Genomic DNA, 21,804 nt, shown 5'->3' with positions numbered 1-21,804 from the left:
TCCGGCGACGAGCTTGGACAGGTCGTAACCGGTGACGTTCTTGACCACCTTGGCGCCCGCGACGAAGCGCTCGCCGCGGCCCGACACGCCCTCGAATCCGAGCAGATGATCGCGCGCCGCCCCGCGGCTCAGACGGGTCGGCCCGGAGACGCCGGCGGCGACGATTCCGCCGATCGTCGCCTCGCCGTCCGCGCCGCCGAGCATCGCTCCATGGTCGAACGGGTCGAACGCCAGCATCTGGCCCTTGTCGGCGACCAGTGCCTGGACCTCGGCGAGCGGCGTACCCGCCTTCACCGTCAGCACCAGCTCGGGCGGGTCGTAATCGACGACGCCGGCAAAGCCGCGCATGTCGACGATCCGCGCCTCGGGCGTCGGCGCGCCGATCGCGCCCTTGCTGCCGCCGCCGCGCAGCCGCAGCCGCGTGCCGTCGGCTGCCGCATCGGCGATGATCGTGGCGAGCGCATCGGCGCTGTCGGGGCGGATCGCATCGGCCATGGTCAGAAACGCGGCAGATCGGGGAAGGGCAATGCGCCGCGATGCACGTGCATCCGGCCGAGCTCGGCGCAGCGATGCAGTTCGGGGAACATCTTGCCGGGATTGAGCAGCAATTCGGGGTCGAACGCGCATTTGACGCGCTGCTGCTGCGCGAGATCGACGGGGGAGAACATCACCGGCATCAGATCGCGCTTTTCGACCCCGACGCCATGCTCGCCGGTCAGCACGCCGCCGACCTCGACGCACAATCTCAGGATATCGGCGCCGAACGCTTCCGCCTGCTCCAGCTCGCCAGGCTTGTTGGCATCGTAGAGGATCAGCGGGTGGAGATTACCGTCGCCGGCATGGAACACGTTGATCACGCCCAGCCCATAATGATCCGACAGCGCGCGCATCCGCGTCAGCACGTCGGGCAGGCGGCGGCGCGGGATCGTGCCGTCCATGCAGAGATAATCGGGCGCCAGCCGGCCCGCGGCGGGGAAGGCCGCCTTGCGCCCGGCCCAGAAGGCGGTCCGCTCTTCATCGTCGGTCGAAATGCGGATCGAGACCGCGCCATTGGCGCGCGCGATTTTCTCGACCTCTTCGAGCAAATGGCTGCATTCAGCAGCGGGACCGTCGAGCTCGACGATCAACAGCGCCTCGACATCGAGAGGATAGCCGACCTGGACGAACGCCTCGGCGGCATGGACCGCGGGCTTGTCCATCATCTCCATGCCCGCCGGGATGATCCCCGCCGCGATCACGTCGGCGACGCAGCGCCCGGCGCCTTCGACCTCCGGAAAGCCGATCAACAGCGCGCGCGCCGTCTCGGGCCGCGGCAGGAGGCGCACCGTCACTTCGGTGACCACACCGAGCAGCCCTTCCGACCCGACGATCAACCCGAGCAGGTCGAGCCCTGCCGGCTCCAGCCCGCGCCCGCCGACCCGCAGCACTTCGCCCTCGATCGTGACGAATTCGACGCCGAGCACGTTGTTGGTGGTGAGGCCGTATTTCAGGCAATGCACGCCGCCCGAATTCTCCGCGACATTGCCGCCGATCGTGCAGGCGATCTGGCTCGACGGGTCGGGCGCGTAATAGAAGCCCTCGTCCTCGACCGCGCGGGTGATCGCGAGGTTGGTGACGCCCGGCTGCACCACCGCCAGCCGGTCGGCATAGTCGATCTCGAGGATGCGGTTGAACCGCGCCATGCCGAGCAGCACGCCATCGGCCAGCGGCAGCGCGCCGCCCGACAGCGAGGTGCCGGCGCCGCGCGGCACGACCTTGACGCGATTGGCATGGCACCAGCGCAGGATCGCGGCGACCTGTTCGGTGGTCTCGGGCAGCACTACCACCATCGGCGGCTGGCGATAGGCGGTCAGCGCGTCGGATTCATAGGGACGCAATTCGTCGGGACGGTCGATCACGCCTTCGCCCGGCACGATCGCGCGCATCGCGGCGACGATCTCCCCGCGGCGCGCGAGCACCGTTGCGTCGGGGGCGGGCATCTTGATCGACATGTTAGGCTGCAAACCCGCTACTAATGAGGTCGAGATGGAGAGGAAAAAGGCTGCTGGGAGAGAGGGGGCGCAGCCAGATAGCGGTGTCTATCTGGCAAGCGTCCGACCGCTCCAGCGGCCTTTTTCGTCCCACCGCTTCGCGGCAGCCATGTCCGGGCGCTGTGGCGCGTCGGCGCACTTTACCGGGGGACGAGCCCCTTTCTGCGTAGACCGCCTCCCACAGCAGCCGGTACTTGGCTGTCTGGTTCCTCTTTTGTAGCGGGTTTGCAGCCTCTTCTATTGCAGGTTCACGTACATGCCGCCATCGACCAGCAGCGCCGCGCCGGTGACATAGGCCGCCATGTCGGACGCCAGGAACACGATCGGCCCGGCGAGATCCTCGGGCATGCCGAGCCGGCCGAGCGGTGTGCGTTCCTCCATGTATTTGCGCTTTTCCGCGTCGGCGAGGTCGTCCTTGTTGATCTCGGTCAGGATCGTCCCCGGCAGCACCGAATTGCAGCGGATCCCATGCTTGCCGAGCGCGATCGCGGCCGATTGCATCAGCGAATGCACGCCGGCCTTGGTCGGGGTGTAATGCGTCTGGAACTCGCCCCCGACCAGCGCCGAGATCGACGACACCGCGACGATCGCGCCGCCATCGCCTTGCTTGACCATCTGGTTGGCGGCGGCCTGGACCATGAAATAGGCGCCGTGCAGGTTGACGCGGAAAGTGCGCTCGACGGTTTCGACGGGCATGTCGAGAAAAGCGTGGAACGGGCAGATACCGGCGTTCGACACCATCACGTCGACATGGCCGAACTCGGCGACCGAGCGCGCGACGAAATCGGTCGCGGTCTCGGGGAGGGCGACGTCGCCCTTGATCGCGATGCCGCGTTGCCCGAGCGCCTCGATCTCGGCCACGCACGACTGCGCCTTGTCGTCGCTCGACGCGTAATTGATCGCGACATTCGCGCCATGCTGCGCCGCACCGATCGCCGCCGCGCGGCCGATGCCGGTCGATCCGCCGGTGACCAGCACCGTCTTGCCTTCGAGAAGCTTCATCCCAATCCTCTTATTTTACCGGTTCGGCCAGGATCGACCGGTCGATCGCATCGATCCGGTTGACCCCCGTCAGGGTCATCGCGACCGTCATTTCCTTCGCGATCAGCTCGAGCAATTTGGCGACGCCGGCCTCGCCCTGCGCCGCCAACGCATAGACCCAGGCGCGCCCGAGCAGCACGCCCTTCGCGCCCAGTGCCAGCATCCGCACCACGTCGAGCCCATTGCGCACGCCGCCGTCGGCGAGCACGGTCAGCGCATCGCCGACCGCATCGGCGATCGCCGGCAAGGCGCGCGCGCTCGACAGCACGCCGTCGAGTTGGCGTCCGCCATGATTGGAGACGACGATGCCGTCAGCGCCGATCGCCGCCGCCTCGCGCGCATCCTCAGGATCGAGAATGCCCTTGATGATCAGCGGTCCGTCCCATTCGGCGCGGATCCACTCGAGATCGCGCCACTGGATCGAGGGATCGAAATTGGCGCCGAGCCAGCCCATATAATCGTTGAGCCCGCTATCCTTGCCGAGCACCGGCAGCAGGTTGCCGAGCGTATGCGGTCGGCCGCGCAGCCCGACGTCCCACGACCAGGCCGGCTTGCCCATCGCTTGCAATACGCGGCGCAGCGGGGCGTTGGGTCCGGACATGCCCGAATGGGCATCGCGATAGCGCGCGCCAGGTACTGGCATGTCGACGGTGAACACCATCGCCTTCGCCCCCGCCGCCTTGGCGCGCGCGATCAGGTCCTTCATGAAGGCGCGGTCGCGGATCACATAGAGCTGGAACCAGAAGGGGTCGGCCACTTGCCCGACCTCCTCGATCGAGCAGATCGAGACGGTCGACAGGCACATCGGGACGCCCGCGCCGCGCGCCGCGCGCGCCGCCTGGAGTTCGCCGCGGCGCGCATACATGCCGCTGATCCCGACCGGCCCAAGCGCCACCGGCAGCGCCATGTCGCGACCCAACAGTGTCGTTCTCAGATCGATCGTCGCCACGTCCTTGAGCACACGCTGGCGCAGCGCGATGCCGGCCAGGTCGCTGACGTTGCGGCGCAGCGTTTCCTCGGCATAGGCACCGCCATCGGCATAATCGAACAGGAAGCGCGGCAGCCGGCGCCGCGCCGCCTCTCGAAAGTCGGTGGCTGATGAAATAATCATATTATTTCCCTAGCGGCGAAGCGCGGCGCCGTCACCCCATCAATATGAGGTGAACAATGCCTCGCGTGCGAGCTTGAGCGCGGTCACTGCGTCATGTCGGTCCTGCGCTGCCTGCATCGCCTCGAAATCGAGCTTGTCGAGTGCGCGCTCGATCCCCTTGAGGAAGCCGATCGCCCCATTGGCGACCTCCACGCTGTCCTCGCGGAACGGAAATTGGTCGAGCTGCCACACGCCTTCCCACTTGTTCTTGCGCAGCGTGTAGAAGAATTCGAACAGCTCGATCGGGTGCACCGACCCGGCCATCAAATCGTCATCCCAGCTGCGGAAATTGTCGTTCACGTCCATGCCGAACAGCCGGCCATGGTCGATCGCGAGCTGCGCGGCGTCGGCGGGGCTTTCGCCGCCGTAGAGCGAATGACCGAAATCGAGCAGGATGCCGACGTTGGGCACACCCATCTTCTCGATCCCGAGCAAAGTGCGCGCCATGCTGTCATAGCTCATGTGCACGCGCGGCTCGCGCGGCTTGTATTCGATCACGAATTGGAGGTCGGGATTTTGCGTCGCGAGTTCGGCGATGCCCTCGACGCTCGCCTGCCACAATTTCCTGTGGTCGACCTGGAACGGATAGTCCCAGCCGTCCTGGCCCGGCCACAGTTTCACATAGCTGGCGCCGAAACGGCGGACGACGTTGGCGGCGTCGTTGACCATTTCGTTGGCGAGCTTGCGGATACCCGGATCGGGATTGGTGAAGGCACCCTTGGCGAATTGCCGCGTGTAGATTTCGGGCGTGATGCCGATCACTTCGAGCTTGTTGCGCTTCAGCGCTTCCTCGACCTTCTCGAACGAGGTCTCGCCGCCGGGGAAGGGGTAGTTGATGTCGACCACCGACAGATCGTCGACCTGTCCCGCGAGATCGATCATTTCGATCAGCGAGCGCGGCGCGCCATAGCCGTCCGTCGCATACCGATCGACATAGGTCGCGAAGTGCCAGATGCCGGCGCCATAGCGTTGGTTGCTCACGTTTCGATCCTCATTCCCTGGTTTCGAATATTTACGAAATCGCCGATGCTCAGGCGATCAGCACTTCCACGCCCGCCGCCTCGATCGCTGCCCGATCCTCGGCGCGGATGCCGTCATCGGTGACCAATGTGTGGATCAGCTCCAGCCCGCCGAGCGAGGTGAAGGAGCGCCGCCCGATCTTGCTCGAATCCGCGACCAGGATGACGGTTTGCGCGGCGTCGATCATCGCCCGCTTGACCGCGATGTCGGATAGGGCCGGGTAGGTGAGCCCGGCCTCCAGATCGATCGCCGCGGTCGCCAGGAACAATTTCTGCACGAACAGGCCGCGGAAATAATCGGCCGAGCGCTCGCCCGACAGCGACAGGGTAGGGGCCTTGAAATGCCCGCCCGACATATGGACCTCGAACCCGGCTTCGGCGCCCAGCATCAGCGCGATGTTGAGCGCGTTGGTGATGACCGTCATGTCGCGCTTGCCTGTCAGCTGTGCCGCGACTTCGGTCGTCGTCGAGCCCGAATCGAGGATGATCGTCTCGCCATCGTTGGCCAGCGCCGCGGCGACGCTGCCGATGCGCCGTTTGGCGTCCATATTGTCGTGATGCTGCAGCGCCATCGAACGCACTTGCTGCGTGACCGACTTGAGGAACGCGCCGCCATGCTCGCGGACGATATGGCCGTCGGCCTCGAGCTTCTCGAGATCCTGGCGCATCGTCACTTCGGAAACCTCGAACGCTTCGGCCAGCGCCCGCACACGCGCGCTGCCTTCCTCCTGGAGCCATTCGAGGATCTTGGCACGCCGCGTCTCTCCCAAGAGCCGCGCTCGCGAGCCACCGTTCATCGCGCCCCTCCCAGCCGTTGCGCCTGGCGCCGCGACGATCCGCGCCGCGCCGGCAAGCCCATCGCCGCGCCGCGCTTCCACGATCGGCGGAGCGGCCAGCTTAAGTTACGGGTTTCATAGGTTTGATCTTCGCTTTCTGTCAATCCTCGCGCAAAAGTCGCTTGGAAACGAAAGCAAACGTAAGCAAATGGCTTGTGTTCTTTTCGACTCACGTATATCAACCTCCCAACCAGAGGGGATGCAATGGAACAGCAGGGCGCGCGTCGGCCATCCGATGCGGACCTCCATACGATCGAAGCTCGTGCCACGCACGTCCGCGAACGCGCCAATTGGATGCGTCGGCGACTGCTCGGCATGATCGTCAAGGCCGGTCAGGGGCATCCCGGCGGGGACCTGTCGGCGAGCGACATTGTCGCCGCGCTCTATTTCGATATCTTGCGCATCGATAGCGCAGCGCCAGACGCGCCCGATCGCGACCGCTTCATCCTGTCCAAGGGGCACTGCACCGGTGCGCTCTATACCGCGCTGGCCGGGTCGGGTTTCTTTCCCGAGGCCGAGCTCGATACCTATATGGAGCCTCTGTCGCGGCTCAACGGCCATCCCAATCGCATCTATCTGCCGGGGGTCGAAACCAATACCGGGCCGCTCGGCCATGGCTTTCCGGTCGGCGTCGGCATCGCGGTGGCGGGACAGATCGATCGGGCCGGTTATCGCGTGTTCGTGCTGACCGGCGACGGCGAGTTGCAGGAAGGGAGCATGTGGGAAGCCGCGATGTTCGCCGGCCAACGCAAGCTCGGCAATCTGACGGTGATCGTCGACCGCAATCGCTTGCAGCAAGGCGCGAGGACCGAGGACACCAACGGCCTCGAACCGCTCGCCGACAAATGGCGCGCGTTCGGCTGGGACGTGGCCGAGGTCGACGGCCATGACGCCGCCGCCTTGCTCACCACGTTCGACGCGGCCGTTCAGCCGCGCGACAAGCCGCTGGTCGTGATCGCGCATACCTTCAAGGGCAACGGCGTCAGCTATATGCGCGACCAGGCCAATTGGCATCATGGCGTGCCCAATGCCGAGCAATATGCCCAGGCGATCGCCGAGCTCGAAGCGGAGATGGCGAAGTGAACGCGCCTGCCAACATTCCCGGCCTGTTCGATTGCCGTGACGCTTATGTCCGCACGCTCGAGGAATTGGCCGATGCCGACGATCGCATCGTCGCCGTCGCCAACGATTCGGTCGGCTCGTCCAAGCTCGGCAAGTTTCGCGAGCGCTTTCCCGACCGGCTGATCAACGTCGGCATCGCCGAACAGAACATGGTCGGCGTCGGTGCCGGACTCGCGAATGGCGGCAAGATCCCGTTCGTCAGCGGTGCCGCCTGTTTCCTGACCGCACGCGCGATGGAGCAGATCAAGGTCGATTGCGCCTACAGCCAGGCCAACGTCAAATTGTGCGGCATTTCGAGCGGGGTCGCCTATGGCGAGCTCGGCGCGACGCATCACAGCATCGAGGACGTGGCGTGGCTCCGCGCGATCGACAAGCTGACGATCATCGTGCCCTGCGATCCCTGGGAAACCGCCGAGGCGATCAAGGCGGTCGCCGCGCTCGACGGCCCGGCGTTCGTCCGGATCAGCCGCATGCTGGTACCCGCGATCGAGCGGCCGCGCGGGGCGAGCTTCGCGATCGGGCGCGCGGAGACGCTGCGCGATGGCGGCGACGTCGCCATCATCACCAACGGTACCCTGGTCTATCGCGCGCTCGACGCCGCGCAGGAACTGGCCGACGAGGGGATCGACGCGCGCGTCATCAACATGGCGACGATCTCGCCGCTCGACCGCGACGCGATCGCCGCAGCGGCCGCGACCGGCGCCATCGTCACCGCCGAGGAAGGGCTCGCCACCGGCGGGCTGGGCGGCGCGGTGGCCGAGCAATGCGCGCTCCACCATCCGGTGCCGATGCGCATGCTGGGCTTCCCGGGCTTTGCGCCGACCGGATCGGCGACCTGGCTGATGAACCATTTCGGGCTGACCGCCGAAGGTATCGCGGTAGCGGCCAGAGAGGTGGTGACGAGGAAGAAATGAGCGACCCGCTTATCCTCGCGATCGACCAGGGTACGACCAACACCAAGGCGTTGCTCGTCGCGCCCGATGGCTCGGTACGCCTGTCGCGCGCGCGGCAGATGCGGGTCGACTATCCGCGCTCGGGCTGGGCCGAGCAATCGGCGGCCGATATCTGGGAAGGCGTCGCGGCGTTGATCGCGGAGCTGGCGGCAGCGAGCGACCCGGCGGCGATCGCAGCGGTCGCGATCTCCAACCAGCGCGAGACCATCGTGCTGTGGGATGCCGCGACCGGCAAACCCGTCGGCCCGGCGGTGATCTGGCAATGCCGCCGCTCGGCCGATCGCTGCGCAGCATTGCGCGCGGGCGGCCACGAGGCGGAGATCATGGTGCGGAGCGGGCTGGGGCTCGATCCCCTGTTTCCCGCGGCCAAGATCGCCTGGCTGCTTGACGCGATTCCTGATGCACGCCGGCGGGCCGAGGCGGGCGAGCTGCGCTGCGGCACGATCGATAGCTGGCTGCTGTGGAACCTGACCGGCGGCGCGCTGCACGCGACCGATTACAGCAATGCCTCGCGCACCCAGCTGTTCAACCTCGACACGCTGCAATGGGATTCCGAACTGGCGCGGTTGTTCGACGTGCCGCTCAGCCTGTTGCCGCAAGTCATGCCGTCGGACAGCCTGTTCGGCACCGTCGCGCCGGGGCTGACCGCGCTCAACGAAGGCACTCCGATCCATGCGGTGATGGGCGATAGCCATGCCGCCTTGTTCGAGCATGCCGCCGCCGGGCCGGGGCGCGTGAAGGCGACGATCGGCACCGGCAGCTCGCTGATGGCCGCGACCGATACGCGGCCGCGCTCGACGCGTGGCCTGTCGAGCACGATCGCCTGGGCGCGCAACGGCGGCGTCCAATATGCGCTCGAGGGCAATATCCTGGTCTCCGGCCATGCGGCGGCTTTCGCGACGACGCTGCTGGGCGTCGAGGACGAGGAAGCGCTGACGCGGCTGGCCGGGTCGGTCGCCGACAGCGGCGGCGTGATCTTCGTTCCCGCGCTCGCCGGCCTGGGCGCGCCGCACTGGTCGAGCGAGGCGCGCGGCACGATCACCGGCCTGTCGCTGGCCAGTACGCCGGCGCATGTCGCGCGCGCCACGCTGGAGGCGATCGCGCATCAGATCGTCGATGTGCTGGAGGCGCTCGATGCCGATCTCGGCGCTCCTTTGGCCGAATTGTCGGTCGATGGCGGCGCCTCGCGCAACGCACTGCTGATGCAATTGCTCGCCGATCTGTCGGGTCGCGCGATCGCGCGGCCGGCGCTCGCCGAAGCCAGCGCGCTGGGTGTCGCGCGGCTGGCGCGCGAGGCGCTGGGCATCGCCGCGGGACAGGTCGATGCGACGGTTGCGGAGCGCTTCGCTCCGGCCTTGTCGGCTGCTGCGCGCGACGCCGCGAGGACGCAATGGCGCGCCGCGGTCCGCGACGCGATCCGCATAGCGACCGGGGAGAGGTGATCGTGACGATCGCGGGAGCCGCTTTGCCTCTTGCAAATAGTATGATCATATGATGGTATGATGAGCGTACAAGAATCGCCCCGGTCAGGGCGACAAGCTCGAGAACATGAGTTCCAGAGGACAGGGAGTAGGGATGATGAAAGACTTTGAAGCACGGAAGGGACGCGTCAGCAGGATCTCGCAGGGCATGCTGCTCGGCGGCGCCAGCCTGATGACCATGATTGCGGTCCCGGCATTCGCTCAAGAGACGCCGGCTCCGGCGCCCGCGCCGACCGCCGACGTTCCCCAGGACAATAGCCAGCAGCCGGCCGAGATCGTGGTCACCGGCAGCCGCATCAAGAGCCCGACGCTGACCTCGCCGTCGCCGCTGCAGGTGATCACCAGCGAAGACCTGCAGAAGCAGGGCACGACCAACGTCCAGGATATCCTGCAGATCAATCCCGCGGTCGGCATCCCGGGCAAGAGCCGGAACACGACCGGGAACGATACCGATCCCGGCCTCGCAACCATCAACCTTCGCAACCTCGGTCCGGATCGCACGCTGGTGCTGATCGACGGCCGGCGCACCGTGGCGGGCGTTCCCGGCACCGCGCAGGTCGACGTGTCGATGATCCCGCCGTCGTTCGTCGACCGCGTCGACGTGCTGACCGGCGGCGCCTCCGCGGTCTACGGATCGGACGCGATCGCGGGCGTGGTCAACTTCATCTACAAGAAGAAGTTCGAAGGACTTCAGCTCAACGTGCAGGACGGCGTCTCGGAAAAGGGTGACGACCACGAACTCGACGCCAACGTCACGTTCGGGTCCAACTTCGCAGACGGTCGCGGTAACGTGATGGCCTATGTCGGCTGGAACCAGGCGAGCGCGGTTTTCGCGGCGGATCGCGATTTCAGCCGCATCTCGGCGTTGAGCCTGGGCACGACCGAACGCGTCGCCGGCAAATCCGACCTCAACCTCAAAGCGGCGCAGGATCTGTTCAAGCGCGCCTATGTGCCGTCGAGCGTCGGCCCGGCGGGTGCGTTCGTGATCGGCTCGAAGTCGAACCAGATCATCAGCCCGGACGGTTCGTTCCATAGCTACAACGCCGCAACCGACGGCTTCAACGCCGCGCAATACGGCCAGATCGCGCCGCCGTCGAAGCGGCTGACCTTCGCCCAGCGCACCAATTTCGACGTGACCGACAAGGTCAACGTCTTCCTCGAGACGACCTATGTGAACGTGCGCACCAATGGCGAGCGCGAAGCTTCGCCGATGCGCACGGACAGCGCATTGGGTGCCTTCCCGGGGACCGGCGGTTTCTATCCGATCCAATATGCGGTGGTGAATCCGGCCAACGGCCAGACGGTGATCGTCAACAACCCGTTGGTGCCGACCGCGGTCTTCAATGCCGCCACCGACCGCTCGACCAATGACGCGATCGGGTCGAAGGACCTGAGCATGCTCATTCGCACGACCGCGTTCGGGTCGCGCAAGACGCCGACCGAGCGCGACAATTTCCGGATCGCCGCCGGCGGATCCTGGGACCTGGGCGGCAGCTGGAGCCTGGATGGCTATTACCAGTACAGCTACACCAAGCAGCACCAGGAAATGACCGGGCTGGCGAACCTCTACAATCTCGCCAACGCGCTCCAGGCGATGCCCGACATCTTCGACTATGATCATGACGGCAACACCACCGAAGCGGTCTGCGTCGACGCTAACGCGCGCGCCGCTGGGTGCGTCCCGGTCGACGTCTATGGCCTGAACCCGGACGGCTCGTCGAAAATCTCGGCGGCGGCGGCGAAATACCTCCAGACCAACCTGGTGCGCGACTCCAAGCAGGAAATGCAGGTCGGTTCGCTCAACCTCGGCGGCAATCTGATCAGGCTGCCTTATGGTCCGCTGCAGATCTCGGTCGGGGCGGAATATCGGACCGAGTCGAGCCGCGACATCTTCGATCCGCTGAGCAACCAGGCGAAGAACGGCTACGTTCAGGAACTGAACACGCAGGGTTCGTTCAACGTCAAGGAAGCTTATGGCGAAGTGGTCGCGCCGATCCTGGCCGACCTGCCGTTCTTCAAGGCGCTGACCCTGCGCGGCGCGTATCGCCTGTCCGACTATTCGACCGTCGGCAGCTTCTCGGCGTGGAACGTCGGGGGCGAATGGGCGCCGACCTCTGACATCCGGTTCCGGGCGGTGTACGCGCATGCGGTGCGTGCGCCGAATATCGGCGAATTGTTCGCGGCGGCATCGTCGGGCATCACGACGATCACCGATCCCTGTCAGGGCATCACGCTCGCCTCGACCGGGACGACGGCGGCCAACTGCCTAGCCAACCCGTCGATCGTCGCCAACATCAACGCCAACGGCAAGTTCACCCTGACGCCGTCGGACCAGAGCGGTGTCGGCAGCGTGTCGGGCAGCAACCCGAACATCAAGCAGGAGACGGGCAAAACCTTCACCGCCGGCGTCGTGATCAACCCGCGGTCGATCAACGCCCTTCGCAACCTGACGTTCACGGCTGACTATTTCGATATCCAGCTGCAGGGCGCGATCAGCCGCTTGTCGACGACGACCATCCTCAACAAGTGCTACGTGCAGGGCGTGTCGGACTTCTGCCAGTTCATCACGCGGCGCGACCAGCCGTCGGGTGCGTTCAGCATCGGGTCGGTCCAGCAGATCTTCACGACCCTGGTCAACAGCGGCGGCGCGTTCACGCGCGGTCTCGACTTCACGCTGAACTATCGTCAGGCGGTGTTCGGCGGTACCGCCACGTTCGAGGGAAGCTGGACCCATCTGCTGAAGAATGGCGTCGTGCCGCTGCAGGGCGACAAATACGACAACACGATGGGCGAGTTCGGCAATCCGCGCGACAAGGCCGTCCTGACCCTCGACTGGTCGAACGACACATTCGGGGTGACGGTCACCAACCAGTATATCGGCAAGCAGATGCTGGATTACGAAAACTTCCAGACCACCTATGTGCTCGCCGATGGTTCGTTGCCGCCCAAGAGCTTGTTCACGCTCGGCGCGCGGGTCTACACCGACGTGCAGCTGCGCTTCGACGTGAAGAAGCGCTGGGAATTCTACGTCGGCGCGAAGAATGCCTTCAACGTGCAGATGCCGCCGCTCTACGGCAGCGTCGGCAACTTCAATCCCTCGACCGAATACGACCCGATCGGTCGCCGCTTCTACGCCGGCTTCCGTATCAAGCTGTAACCCTTTCACCCTTTCCTCCCAGCTGGGCGGGGGAAGCAGTCTCGACTGCTTCTTCCGCCCTTTTTTTGTGAGGAGATAGTGTCGGCGGCGACAGGTCCGCGGTCCGCCGCGCGCCCCATTTTCGGCGATCGCCGGAACTGGGCGCATCCCTGAAAGTTGCCATGGGGATCACCCGCGCGCGGATCGACGGCTATTGCGGGAAGCCGACTGGCGACCTCTCAAAGTAACTGGCACAAGAGGCCCCCTCGGCGCTTGGCTGGAGGCATCGATGAAAAGAGTCGCGCTTGCCGCAACATTGTTAGCCTTTTAGATGCCGGCGGAGTCCTTGGCACAACAAATAGGCTTTAGCGGCATCGCACCCGTTCGAGTCGGAATGACCCTGCGGCAAACCGAGCAAACCCTGCATGCCAAACTTTTCATGACATCCCCAAGCGACAGCGACTCAAGCGGATGCGCAATCGCGGCCGTCAAAGGCCGCGACCAACCCCTTAGCTATATGGTTGAGCATGGCCGGATCACCCGTGCCGACCTCGAAGGAAGAGGCGTAAAAAGTACAATCAGGACGGCGGGCGGTATCGGCCTTGACTCGACCATTGCCGACATCAAGCGAGTTTATGGCAGGCGCGGCAAATGGCATTCCAATGCCTACGACGATGAACCTGTCTTCGAGATCAAATCAGCCGACGGCAAGGCTGCCATCCTATTTGATACCGAGCACGGGCGCGTCCTGCGCATACACGCAGGCCGCTTGCCGTCGGTCGAATATATCGAAGGATGCGAGTAAGCTGGCATCGGCTTATCGGGCTGCCCGCGGGCGCGGTGAAATATCGGACCGACGACTGACCGCAGCTAAGCGCCCGAATATCGGCATTTCGCACGCGCGCAGCCGACCCTGGGCTCGCCGATTAAGAGTCAGGTGCTCTAACGGCCGGCGAAGGTCCGCTTCAATGTGAGTTCACCGCGAACTACCAGTCCGCCCTTGGCCCAATTCCCGTCGTTCCCGAACGGACCCTCGATTCGCCTGCGTTCGACGCAAGGCGAAACGCAAAAACATGAGGACAAGGTGGCGCGCCGGCCGCAGTGGGTCGGCGCAACCCGCTACTTCTTCCAGGCGGTGATCCGCACCTCCGCGCCTTCGTCGAGCTTGGTAGAAATGCCGTAAGCGATGATCCCCGCGCCCTCGATCCGAATGCGCTGGTCGAGATCGTCCTGACCTTCCTTGCCGTGCGAGCTGGTGACCGACACCAGTTTGGACTGGATCGGGTAGCTCTTGTCGCCGATCCAGATCGTGTGGAACGAGAAGCTCAAGATGTCGTGGTCGGCGCGATCGATCGTGCCCTCCACCCTGGCGCCGCGCAATTCGCGCGGATCGATCAGCTCGCCGGTCACGGCGTCGCCGACCTTGCTGGTCGCCGCGCTCATCGAGCTGGTCATCTTGACCAGCATGGAGCTGTTGGCATCGGCGAGCGCCGCCGCGCCTTCTCTCTCCCGCCCGCTGTCCTGAGCGAAAGCGCAGGTGGCGTAGAGCGAGGCCGCCAGCACAAGAATGGTCTTCTTCATGGCTTGATCCAATCTCTTCGGTTCGCCGCGCGCGGCGTCAGTTGACCTTGCGGACCAGCACGGCCCAGTCGCTCGAGCTGTCGGACGGCGCCTTGCCGAGCGAACGGCTGCCGCCACCCTCGACGGTGCGCACGCTGCCATCCTGGAGCGCGCCGCCGGCGCGCGGATTGTACCATTTGACCTCGAAATTGCCGGCCGCCTGCGAGAGGTCGAGCGTCGTGCTGCCGCCCTTGGGCAGATAGACCGCATAGACCTGGCCGGGCTTGGCCAGCACATAATCGTCCTTGGCCGGGGTCAGGTCGTCGGCGTGATGCATGTCCTGCACCGGCAGGTAGCGCACGACGAAATCCTGCGCGTAATGGATCAGCTCGAACAAATGATCGCGCGAGCGGTAATCCTCCATGTTGAGATCGCCGATCGGGTCGGTGAAGAAGAACATCGTCCCGGTTCCGCCGGCCATGTAATGGCCCCAGATCGCCAGTTTGCGGACCTTGTCGTGCGCGTAATCATCGGTATCCGGGCGGACGCCGGGGTTCATCTCGATCAGATGGACCAGCCACGGGTGACCGGCGGCATCCGACTTGTCGAGCCACTTGATCGTTTCCGAATGGGTGTTCTCGGCATCGTGCTGGAGCGCGGTGGAATCGAAATTCTTGAAGCCGAGCAGGCGGCCGTAGGTGCGCTGATCGTCGATCAGCTCGGCCTTCCACTGCACATATTGGATCGGGTGCTTATAGGGATCGAGCGCCTTGATGTAATTGGCGATGTCCTCGATGTCCTGGGTATTGAAATAGCGGAACCGGTCCATTTCCTCGTCCAGGTCCCAGACGATCCCGGCGTGGTGCGCGAAACGCGCGATAAGTTCGCGATAATAGAGTTTGCGCTCGACGCTCATCTTGCCGAGCGTCTGTTCGCCTTCCTCTTCCTGGGTGATCATCATCACCTGCATGCCGAGGCGATCCATGTGCGAGAACACGATCTCCCACTGGCCCAGCTTCGACACGTCATAGCGCGTGTGCTCGTCGTATCCGATCCATGGATTGATATCCATGCCGTCGCCGTAATTGTTCATCGTCAACGTGTAGAAGGTGTTCATCCCCTTCGACGCCAGATAGTTGAGCGCGCCGATGATGCCCTTGCCCTTGCCGCCCTGCCAGGTCGGGTCGCCGGGCTTCCAGTCCCTGACGTGCGGGTCGTAATGGTGGAGCTGGTCAGGGTAGGGCAGGCCCTTTTGCCCGCGGAAATCCTTGGTGTTGTCGAACTGGTAGTAGGCCAGGAAATTCTCCGGGCTCTGCGTGCCAGCCATGACGAAATACTTCTTGCTCCCGGCATATTGCAGGAAGTGCTTGCCGACATAGCGCAGCATGCCGTTGGCGCGGTTGTCGCCGCCGGTCTTGTCGCTCGGCGCGACGGCGAAGCTGCCGCGGGCGCCGTCGAACGAGGTCGCGGCGCCGGCATTGGGATCGAGGCTGACCGCGACGTCGGGTCCGGTCCGGAACGAGGCGGTGTAGGTCCAGGTGCCGATCTCGTCGGGGACGAAATCGACCCGCCAGAGATTGCCGCTGGTTGCGCTGGTCTCGGCGGCATTGCCGTCGGCGGCATAATAGCCGGGCACGACATAGACCTTGTCGCCGTGGCGGAAGGTCACGTTGAGGCGATAGTTGAGGAAGGGATTGACCTTGGCGGTCTCGCTGGTTTGTGGCCCGGCGAAGGTGAGCTGCACATCGTGCCATTGCTTGCGCTCGCCGTCGATCCGCGCGGCCGACGCCGCGCGGGCCCCGGCCGTCGCGGCATGCAGGCCGGGGGCGACCGTCAGGCCGGTTCCCAAAGCGGCCAGCAGGCCGAGCGTGACGATCGTAGAGATATGCAGCGATCCACGGCGCGCGCGCGCCGTCCCGACCGCCTTCGAAAAGGCTCGTGCCATTATCCTCTCCCCGCAATCCGCGCCGTTTCCCACGCCGCGGCGGATGACGCCCGAACTGTTATCCGGACTGGTATGATGAGATCATAACTATGCCGAAAGAGTCAATGGCACGCGGGGCCTTTTGGACAAGAATCCTGCCGAAAAATTCAGGTGATGCGCTGGATGCTGGCGGACAGCTCGTCGGCGTCGAATACGCGCTTCCAATCGTCGCGGAGCAGGGTGGGTTTGCCGAAGGTGATCGCCTTGTTGCATGCGTCGGAAAATTGGCCGGGTATGTGCTTGAAGATGACCGCGGCCAGGATGTTCATATGCCCGAGCAGGAAATCGCGCGCCGCCTCGGCCGGCACGCCGCGTGCCACCACTTCGTCCATCGCCTCGCGCATCGTGTCGAGCAGCGAGGCGCAGACCGTTTCCGACAGGCCGGGTTCGAGCAAGGCCATTTGCTCGACCGTCACGCGATGCGAGCGCAGGATCGGCGCCCAGATCGTTTTGGCGACCGCTTCGCCCAAGGCGAAATGCTCTTCCGGCCCCTGCATCATCGCGTTGACGATGCTCTGGCGCGCATGCAGCCCGCCGAACCGGTCGTCGCGCGCGGCGGGCTCGATCTCGTCGTTGAAGATCGGCGGATGACAGGGATGGGTGACGAAATAGGTCAGGTCGGCTCGCGCCGGCAGATGTCCGGCGAACGGCGCGGCGGCATCCAGCGCCATGACCATCGTGCCCGGCTTGAGCGACGGCGCGATCTCATGCGCGACCGCGCCGACATGCGTGTCGGGCACCGCGAGGATGACGACGTCGACATTGTCGAGCGCGGTCGGCACGTCGACGCAGTCGATGCCGAGCTCGTCGCGCAGGTGCGTGCGCCCGGCCTCGCCCGGCTCGACGTGGCGGACGTCGTACTCGCTGGCCTGGAGGTTGCGCGACAGCCGCGCGCCCATCTTTCCACCCGCGCCGAACAACGCAATCGCTACCATTCCGGAAATCCTTCTCGTCCTTGCAATAATGGTATGATGGTATGATGAGTGGCGAACGTCAACAAATGATGCCGCGATCGGGGGGGCAGGGAGAGGGAAAGTGACCGACGCGGCCACGGACACGCTACGGGCGCTCTACGGCACCGACGTGCCGCCCATCGCCGCGCGTGCCTTTTCCGTCGGCCGGCTGTCGTTCGAGATGGTCGGCGGCGATCTCCGGGCGATCCGAGTCGACGGCGAAGAGGTGTTGCGCGGTATCCAATATCTGGTGCGCGACCGCGACTGGGGTACGCTGGCGCCGGCGATCCGCCACCTCGAAATCGACGAGCGCGATGGCGACATGCGGATCGGCTATGTCGCCGATTGCGTCGGTCCCGACGGAGATCGCCTGCGCTATGCCGCGACGATCGTCGCGCGCGAGACCGGGCTCGATGTCGTGGTGGAAGCGGAAGCGATCGACGACGTCACCACGGCACGGCTCGGGTTCTGCGTGCTGCATCCCGCCGGGCTCGCGGGCGCGCCGCTGCGCGTGGAGCATGGCGATGGCAGCGTGGAGGAATCGCGCTTCCCCGATCTGATCGAGCCCTGGCAGCCGTTCACCGATATCGCTGCGCTGATCCATCGCCAACGCGAGCTGACGATCGCTTGCCGGCTCGAGGGCGACACGTTCGAGATGGAGGATCAGCGCAATTGGTCGGACGCGTCGTACAAGACCTATGTCCGGCCGCTCGCCAAGCCCTGGCCCTATGTCGTCCCCGCCGGGACGATCGATCGCCAATCGGTGCGGCTGGAGTTGACGGGCGCCCTGTCGCGCCCACGGCCGGCGGCGTCGCGGACGACGGAGATCACGATGGGTGCGCCCATCGGCGTGATGCCGCGCATCGGCCTGGTGGTGACGCCTGCCGAAGCCGAGGCGACGCTCGCGCGGCGCCCCACCTTGATCGACGCGGGTGTGCAGGATCTGCTGCTGAGCTTCGAGAGCCAGGCAGGGCAGGGGCGGGCGGAGATGGCGGCGCTGGCGCGCGCGGTCGCAGGCTTGCCGCACTGCAAGACGCTGGAATGCGTCATCGCCGCGGATGGCGATCTCGATGCCGAGCTGGGCAGGATCGCGGATCATGTCGCGCGGTCTGACCTCAGGCTCGATGCCGTCGCGATCTACCCGGCGCCCGACCTGCAATCGACCCCGCCGGGCAGCGCCTGGCCCGATTGTCCGCCCTTGGCCGATATCTACGCCGCGGCGCGTCGCGCCTTCCGCGGGCTGGCGCTTGGCGGCGGCATGTATTCCTATTTCACCGAGCTCAATCGCAAGCGTCCGCCGCTCGACCGGCTCGACTTCGTCAGCCATGCGACCTGCCCGATCGTCCACGCCGCCGACGACCTGAGCGTGATGCAATCGCTGGAGGCGATCCCGCCCATCCTGCGCTCGGCACGCGCGATCGTCGGCGACAAACCCTATCGGCTCGGGCCGGTGACGATCGGCATGCGGCAGAATCCCTATGGCTCGCGCACCATGCCCAATCCGCGACGCGAGCGAATGGCGATGGCGATGTGCGATCCGCGCCAGGACGGCCGCTTCGCCGCGGCCTGGACGATCGGCTATGCCGCCGCCACCGAGGGGGCGGCGCTCGATACGTTGACCTTGGGCGCGGTGACCGGGCCGTTGGGCGTGATCGGGGAGAACGGGCCTCGGCCTGTTTACACCGCGGTAGCGATGCTCGCCCGAATGGCGGGGCTGGAGCGGCGTGCTTGCAGGTCGTCAGCGCCGGACAAGGTTGCCGCTGTTAGCGCTGGGGAGAGGGTGGTCGTCGCCAATCTTACCGCACGTGTTGAGGCCGCGCGCATTGGCAATGTCGAACTCTCGTTGAAACCTTTCGAAATAGCCGAGGTGGTCGCGATTTAACCCGTTCCTTCGAAATCACGCCTCCCCGGCGAAGGCCGGGGCCCAGCCGCGACGCACTGGAAACGGCGGGATGCCGTCTCTAGACCGACGAAACTGGGCCCCGGCCTGCGCCGGGGAGGCGTTTTTCTTTCTTTCGCTGGGGTGACCTAACTAGCCGCCGCGCCCTCGGGATGCGCGTAGAGGTGGTTCGACCGCGCCAGGTGCCGCGCCAATGCCTGCTCGGCACCATCGGGGTCGTGCGCCTCGATCCGGTCGATCACTTCGGCATGTTCGGCCAGCGTCTGGTCGCCATGCCCGCGCCAGATCAGCATGTGCGCGTGATATTCCTGGAGCCAGCCGAGCATCATGTTGCTGACCGCGACATAGATCGGATTGCCGGTGATCAGTGCGAGCCGGGTGTGGAATTGCATGTCGGCGCGGATGAACGCCGCCGCGTCGCCCGCCAACGAGGCCTGGCGGGCATGGATCGCGCGGAGATCGGCGACGTCTTCCGCGGTCGCCAGCTCGGCCGCGCGCCGCACCATGCCGCGCTCGAAGAAGCTGCGCGCTTCCTTCAGATGCTCGAGCGATTCGGGAGAGGTCGAGAGCAGCAATTGCGCGATCGGATCGAGCTGCCGCATCGCCGATTGCGCGGTCAGCTGGAGCACCTTGGCGCGCTCGCCGTGATTGATCGTGACCAGGCCGAGATTGGCGAGCGCCTGCATTGCTTCGCGGATCGCCGGCCGGCCGACGCCGAACCGCGCCATCAATTCGCGCTCGGACGGCAAGGTTTCGCCCGGTCCGCGCTCGCCGCTGACGATCATCGCCTTCAGCCGATCGAACACCTCGTCGGAGAGTTTGCGGCGGACGATCGGATCGTGCTCTTCGGAATTCACGCTGGAAAAGGCCTTCTCGGGGTCGTCGGGGGCACCTCAATAACGCTCAGGCGGTCTGGGGGATAGCGGGACTTGCGCCGCTTTGGGCGATACCGCGCGTGCAATCGATCAGTGCGAACAGCCCGGCCGATATGGCGATCATCCCCGCGATGCCCTTGACCGGCAGGTCGTAATCGCCGGTGCCCTGAACGAGGTAGCCGAATGCCGCCGCGCAGACGAAGCCGCCGAGATTGCCCAGCGTGTTCATCACCGCCGTCGCAGTACCGCCGAGCCGCCCGCCGATCGTCATGCACATAGCCCAGGCGCTGGGCAGCATCAGGTCCATCACCCCGAAGCTGGCGCCGGCGAGGACGATTACCGCTGCGCCGTTCTGGACATAGGCCATCACCGCCATCAACGCGGCGGTGACCGCCAGGCAGGTCGCAGCGATCAGGCGATAGGCGATCCGCGCGCCGATCCGCCGCTCGAGCCATTCGCACAGCAATCCGCCGGCCAGGTTGGCGATCACGCCGAGGATGAACGGAATGGCGGCATAGAGGCCCATTTGCGCGGTCGAGAATCCGCGGGCCTTGATCAGCCAGGTGGGGAACCAGCCGAAGAAGAACCAGGCGCCGAACGCATAGAAGAAATAGGCCGCCGCGATCAGCCAGAGCTGCGGCAACGCGAACAGCCGACGCCAGGCGACGCCGTGATGCTGGCCGGGCTCCTCCTCGCCGATCTCGGCCAGCTCGTCCGCGCCGATGCCCGGCATGTCGACGGGATGTTCGACATACAGCCGCCGCCACGCGATCACCCAGGCGAAGCCGATCAGCCCCATGATCGCGAACACCCAGCGCCAGCCGACCAGCAATTCGAGCGGCACCAGCAACAGCGGAGCGAGCGCGCCGCCGAGCCGGCTCGCCGACCAGATCACGCCTTGGCCACGCGCCCGCTCGCGCGCCGGCAGCCAGCGATAGAGCACACCCGAAATATTGGGATAGGCGCCAGCCGCGCCCGCCCCGAACAGGAACCGCGCCGTGGCGATCTGCCAGACGTTGCGGCACAGCATCGTGACCAAGGTGAAGAACGACCACCAGATCGTGATCCGGCTCAGCTCGCGGCGATAGCCGTGGCGATCGCCCAGCGCGCCCGAGGGGATTTCGAACAGCGAATAGGCCAGGACATAGGCGCTGAGCACCCAGCCCCAGGCGATCGGATCGACATGGAGATCGCGCTGGATCGCCGGACCCGTGACCGCGATCACCATGCGGTCGAGGAAAGTGATGACCGACAATCCGGCCAGCAAGGCGACGACGATGTACCGCTTCCGCATCGTTTTGCGCCTTTCGCCGTTAGGGTGTCCCGGCCGATGCGTCGTCGAGGACGAGCGCCCAGTCGTTGCCCGGCGCCGGCGTGCCCGGCGGCGTGAACCAATGTTTGCCGCGATTGGAGAACGTGCCGATCGCCCGGCTCTTCCCGGTGCGCGGATCGTACCACGCGGCGCGGACGCGCTTGCCGCTGATCTTGCCCATCTGCACGCGGAACGGCTTGCCGGTGTAACTATAGGCGATCGCGTAGCTGTTGCCGCGGGTCGCCGCGACGCGGTCGTAGCGGACGCCGTTGCCGACGATCAGCGACTGGTCGGGCACGCGCTCGAAATAGGGACGCGACAGGATCAGCTTCTCGAGGAATTGCATCTGCCCGCCACCGGGCGCGTTCAGTCCCTCCTGCCACGAGATTTTGGGCCAATAAGCGGCCTGCTCGCCCGGCGTGTAGAATTGCATCACGCTGTTCTCGCCGTAC

General features: G+C 65.5%; 18 protein-coding genes. 6 read left to right on the top strand and 12 right to left on the bottom strand.

From position 1 onward, the window contains the following. From ACTHJR_RS01230 to ACTHJR_RS01205, 6 genes are all read right to left on the bottom strand, one after another. On the bottom strand, positions 1-495 hold a 495-nt coding region (locus tag ACTHJR_RS01230; protein ID WP_440521224.1), incomplete at its 3' end, for an FAD-binding protein. Positions 496-497: 2 nt separating this feature from the next. Next, entirely contained in the window at positions 498-1,991 is a 1,494-nt protein-coding gene (locus tag ACTHJR_RS01225; protein WP_440521223.1) for an FAD-linked oxidase C-terminal domain-containing protein, read from the bottom strand. A gap of 276 nt (positions 1,992-2,267) precedes the next feature. Beyond that, complete coding sequence (locus ACTHJR_RS01220) at positions 2,268-3,032, bottom strand: SDR family NAD(P)-dependent oxidoreductase (protein ID WP_440521222.1); 765 nt, start codon at positions 3,030-3,032, stop codon at positions 2,268-2,270. 10 nt (positions 3,033-3,042) lie between these two features. Further along, positions 3,043-4,182: an FMN-dependent L-lactate dehydrogenase LldD gene (gene lldD, locus ACTHJR_RS01215; RefSeq protein ID WP_440521221.1), complete on the bottom strand. Its 1,140-nt coding sequence runs from the start codon at positions 4,180-4,182 to the stop codon at positions 3,043-3,045. A gap of 39 nt (positions 4,183-4,221) precedes the next feature. Then, positions 4,222-5,202, bottom strand: coding sequence for a sugar phosphate isomerase/epimerase family protein (locus tag ACTHJR_RS01210; protein ID WP_440521220.1), 981 nt, complete (start codon positions 5,200-5,202; stop codon positions 4,222-4,224). 49 nt (positions 5,203-5,251) lie between these two features. Next, complete coding sequence (locus ACTHJR_RS01205; protein ID WP_440521219.1) at positions 5,252-6,037, bottom strand: DeoR/GlpR family DNA-binding transcription regulator; 786 nt, start codon at positions 6,035-6,037, stop codon at positions 5,252-5,254. Between the two features lie 243 nt (positions 6,038-6,280). Between ACTHJR_RS01205 and ACTHJR_RS01200 the strand changes: the two genes are divergently transcribed. From ACTHJR_RS01200 to ACTHJR_RS01180, 5 genes are all read left to right on the top strand, one after another. After that, positions 6,281-7,159 (top strand): transketolase, encoded by an 879-nt coding sequence (locus ACTHJR_RS01200; protein ID WP_440521218.1) that lies wholly within the window; start codon positions 6,281-6,283, stop codon positions 7,157-7,159. Continuing rightward, the gene (locus ACTHJR_RS01195) at positions 7,156-8,112 is read left to right on the top strand and encodes a transketolase family protein (protein WP_440521217.1); all 957 of its coding nucleotides are present in this window, start codon (positions 7,156-7,158) and stop codon (positions 8,110-8,112) included. Before ACTHJR_RS01200 ends, ACTHJR_RS01195 begins: the two co-directional genes overlap by 4 nt. Further along, complete coding sequence (locus ACTHJR_RS01190) at positions 8,109-9,593, top strand: FGGY family carbohydrate kinase (protein WP_440521216.1); 1,485 nt, start codon at positions 8,109-8,111, stop codon at positions 9,591-9,593. The genes ACTHJR_RS01195 and ACTHJR_RS01190 overlap by 4 nt, the downstream gene beginning before the upstream one ends. A 133-nt stretch (positions 9,594-9,726) precedes the next feature. Next, positions 9,727-12,789 carry a TonB-dependent receptor domain-containing protein gene (locus tag ACTHJR_RS01185; protein ID WP_440521215.1) on the top strand — a complete coding sequence of 1,021 codons (3,063 nt, stop codon included), beginning with the start codon at positions 9,727-9,729 and terminating at the stop codon, positions 12,787-12,789. Positions 12,790-13,162: 373 nt separating this feature from the next. Next, positions 13,163-13,573 (top strand): hypothetical protein, encoded by a 411-nt coding sequence (locus ACTHJR_RS01180; protein ID WP_440521214.1) that lies wholly within the window; start codon positions 13,163-13,165, stop codon positions 13,571-13,573. A 314-nt stretch (positions 13,574-13,887) separates the two neighbouring features. Here the strand turns inward: ACTHJR_RS01180 and ACTHJR_RS01175 are convergent, their stop codons facing one another. The 3 genes from ACTHJR_RS01175 to ACTHJR_RS01165 all read right to left on the bottom strand — a co-directional run bounded on the left by ACTHJR_RS01175 (position 13,888) and on the right by ACTHJR_RS01165 (position 17,247). After that, complete coding sequence (locus ACTHJR_RS01175; protein ID WP_440521212.1) at positions 13,888-14,349, bottom strand: hypothetical protein; 462 nt, start codon at positions 14,347-14,349, stop codon at positions 13,888-13,890. Between the two features lie 37 nt (positions 14,350-14,386). Next, positions 14,387-16,273 carry a DUF5060 domain-containing protein gene (locus ACTHJR_RS01170; RefSeq protein ID WP_440521211.1) on the bottom strand — a complete coding sequence of 629 codons (1,887 nt, stop codon included), beginning with the start codon at positions 16,271-16,273 and terminating at the stop codon, positions 14,387-14,389. Positions 16,274-16,419: 146 nt separating this feature from the next. Then, a complete protein-coding gene (locus tag ACTHJR_RS01165) occupies positions 16,420-17,247 on the bottom strand; it encodes a phosphogluconate dehydrogenase C-terminal domain-containing protein (RefSeq protein WP_440521210.1) in 828 nt (275 codons plus the stop codon). Positions 17,248-17,347: 100 nt separating this feature from the next. Here ACTHJR_RS01165 and ACTHJR_RS01160 point away from each other — a divergent pair, with 100 nt between their 5' ends. Further along, positions 17,348-19,147 (top strand): hypothetical protein, encoded by a 1,800-nt coding sequence (locus ACTHJR_RS01160; RefSeq protein ID WP_440521209.1) that lies wholly within the window; start codon positions 17,348-17,350, stop codon positions 19,145-19,147. 146 nt (positions 19,148-19,293) lie between these two features. Here ACTHJR_RS01160 and ACTHJR_RS01155 read toward each other — a convergent pair whose 3' ends face one another. The 3 genes from ACTHJR_RS01155 to ACTHJR_RS01145 form a co-directional block, all read right to left on the bottom strand. Beyond that, positions 19,294-20,022, bottom strand: a complete 729-nt coding sequence (locus tag ACTHJR_RS01155; protein WP_440521208.1) for a transcriptional regulator NanR — start codon at positions 20,020-20,022, stop codon at positions 19,294-19,296. Positions 20,023-20,068: 46 nt separating this feature from the next. Then, positions 20,069-21,334, bottom strand: coding sequence for an MFS transporter (locus ACTHJR_RS01150; protein ID WP_440521207.1), 1,266 nt, complete (start codon positions 21,332-21,334; stop codon positions 20,069-20,071). A 19-nt stretch (positions 21,335-21,353) separates the two neighbouring features. Then, positions 21,354-21,804 (bottom strand): putative collagen-binding domain-containing protein (locus tag ACTHJR_RS01145; protein WP_440521206.1); only part of this gene is annotated, 451 nt, incomplete at its 5' end.

It is taken from the genome of Sphingomonas sp. (assembly GCF_051962185.1).
Taxonomy (GTDB): Bacteria; Pseudomonadota; Alphaproteobacteria; order Sphingomonadales; family Sphingomonadaceae; genus Sphingomonas.
The sequence above is the reverse complement of the archived record's forward strand: the minus strand, read 5'-3'. Positions and strand labels throughout refer to the sequence as shown.

What these genes read in the sequence shown, in the direction of transcription:
- ACTHJR_RS01190 (WP_440521216.1), top strand. Translation starts at nt 8,109, where the DNA reads ATGAGCGACCCGCTTATCCTCGCGATCGACCAGGGTACGACCAACACC.
- ACTHJR_RS01185 (WP_440521215.1), top strand. Translation starts at nt 9,727, where the DNA reads ATGATGAAAGACTTTGAAGCACGGAAGGGACGCGTCAGCAGGATCTCG.
- lldD (WP_440521221.1), bottom strand. Translation starts at nt 4,182, where the DNA reads ATGATTATTTCATCAGCCACCGACTTTCGAGAGGCGGCGCGGCGCCGG.
- ACTHJR_RS01150 (WP_440521207.1), bottom strand. Translation starts at nt 21,334, where the DNA reads ATGCGGAAGCGGTACATCGTCGTCGCCTTGCTGGCCGGATTGTCGGTC.
- ACTHJR_RS01225 (WP_440521223.1), bottom strand. Translation starts at nt 1,991, where the DNA reads ATGTCGATCAAGATGCCCGCCCCCGACGCAACGGTGCTCGCGCGCCGC.
- ACTHJR_RS01205 (WP_440521219.1), bottom strand. Translation starts at nt 6,037, where the DNA reads ATGAACGGTGGCTCGCGAGCGCGGCTCTTGGGAGAGACGCGGCGTGCC.
- ACTHJR_RS01180 (WP_440521214.1), top strand. Translation starts at nt 13,163, where the DNA reads ATGACCCTGCGGCAAACCGAGCAAACCCTGCATGCCAAACTTTTCATG.
- ACTHJR_RS01200 (WP_440521218.1), top strand. Translation starts at nt 6,281, where the DNA reads ATGGAACAGCAGGGCGCGCGTCGGCCATCCGATGCGGACCTCCATACG.
- ACTHJR_RS01220 (WP_440521222.1), bottom strand. Translation starts at nt 3,032, where the DNA reads ATGAAGCTTCTCGAAGGCAAGACGGTGCTGGTCACCGGCGGATCGACC.
- ACTHJR_RS01175 (WP_440521212.1), bottom strand. Translation starts at nt 14,349, where the DNA reads ATGAAGAAGACCATTCTTGTGCTGGCGGCCTCGCTCTACGCCACCTGC.
- ACTHJR_RS01165 (WP_440521210.1), bottom strand. Translation starts at nt 17,247, where the DNA reads ATGGTAGCGATTGCGTTGTTCGGCGCGGGTGGAAAGATGGGCGCGCGG.
- ACTHJR_RS01170 (WP_440521211.1), bottom strand. Translation starts at nt 16,273, where the DNA reads ATGGCACGAGCCTTTTCGAAGGCGGTCGGGACGGCGCGCGCGCGCCGT.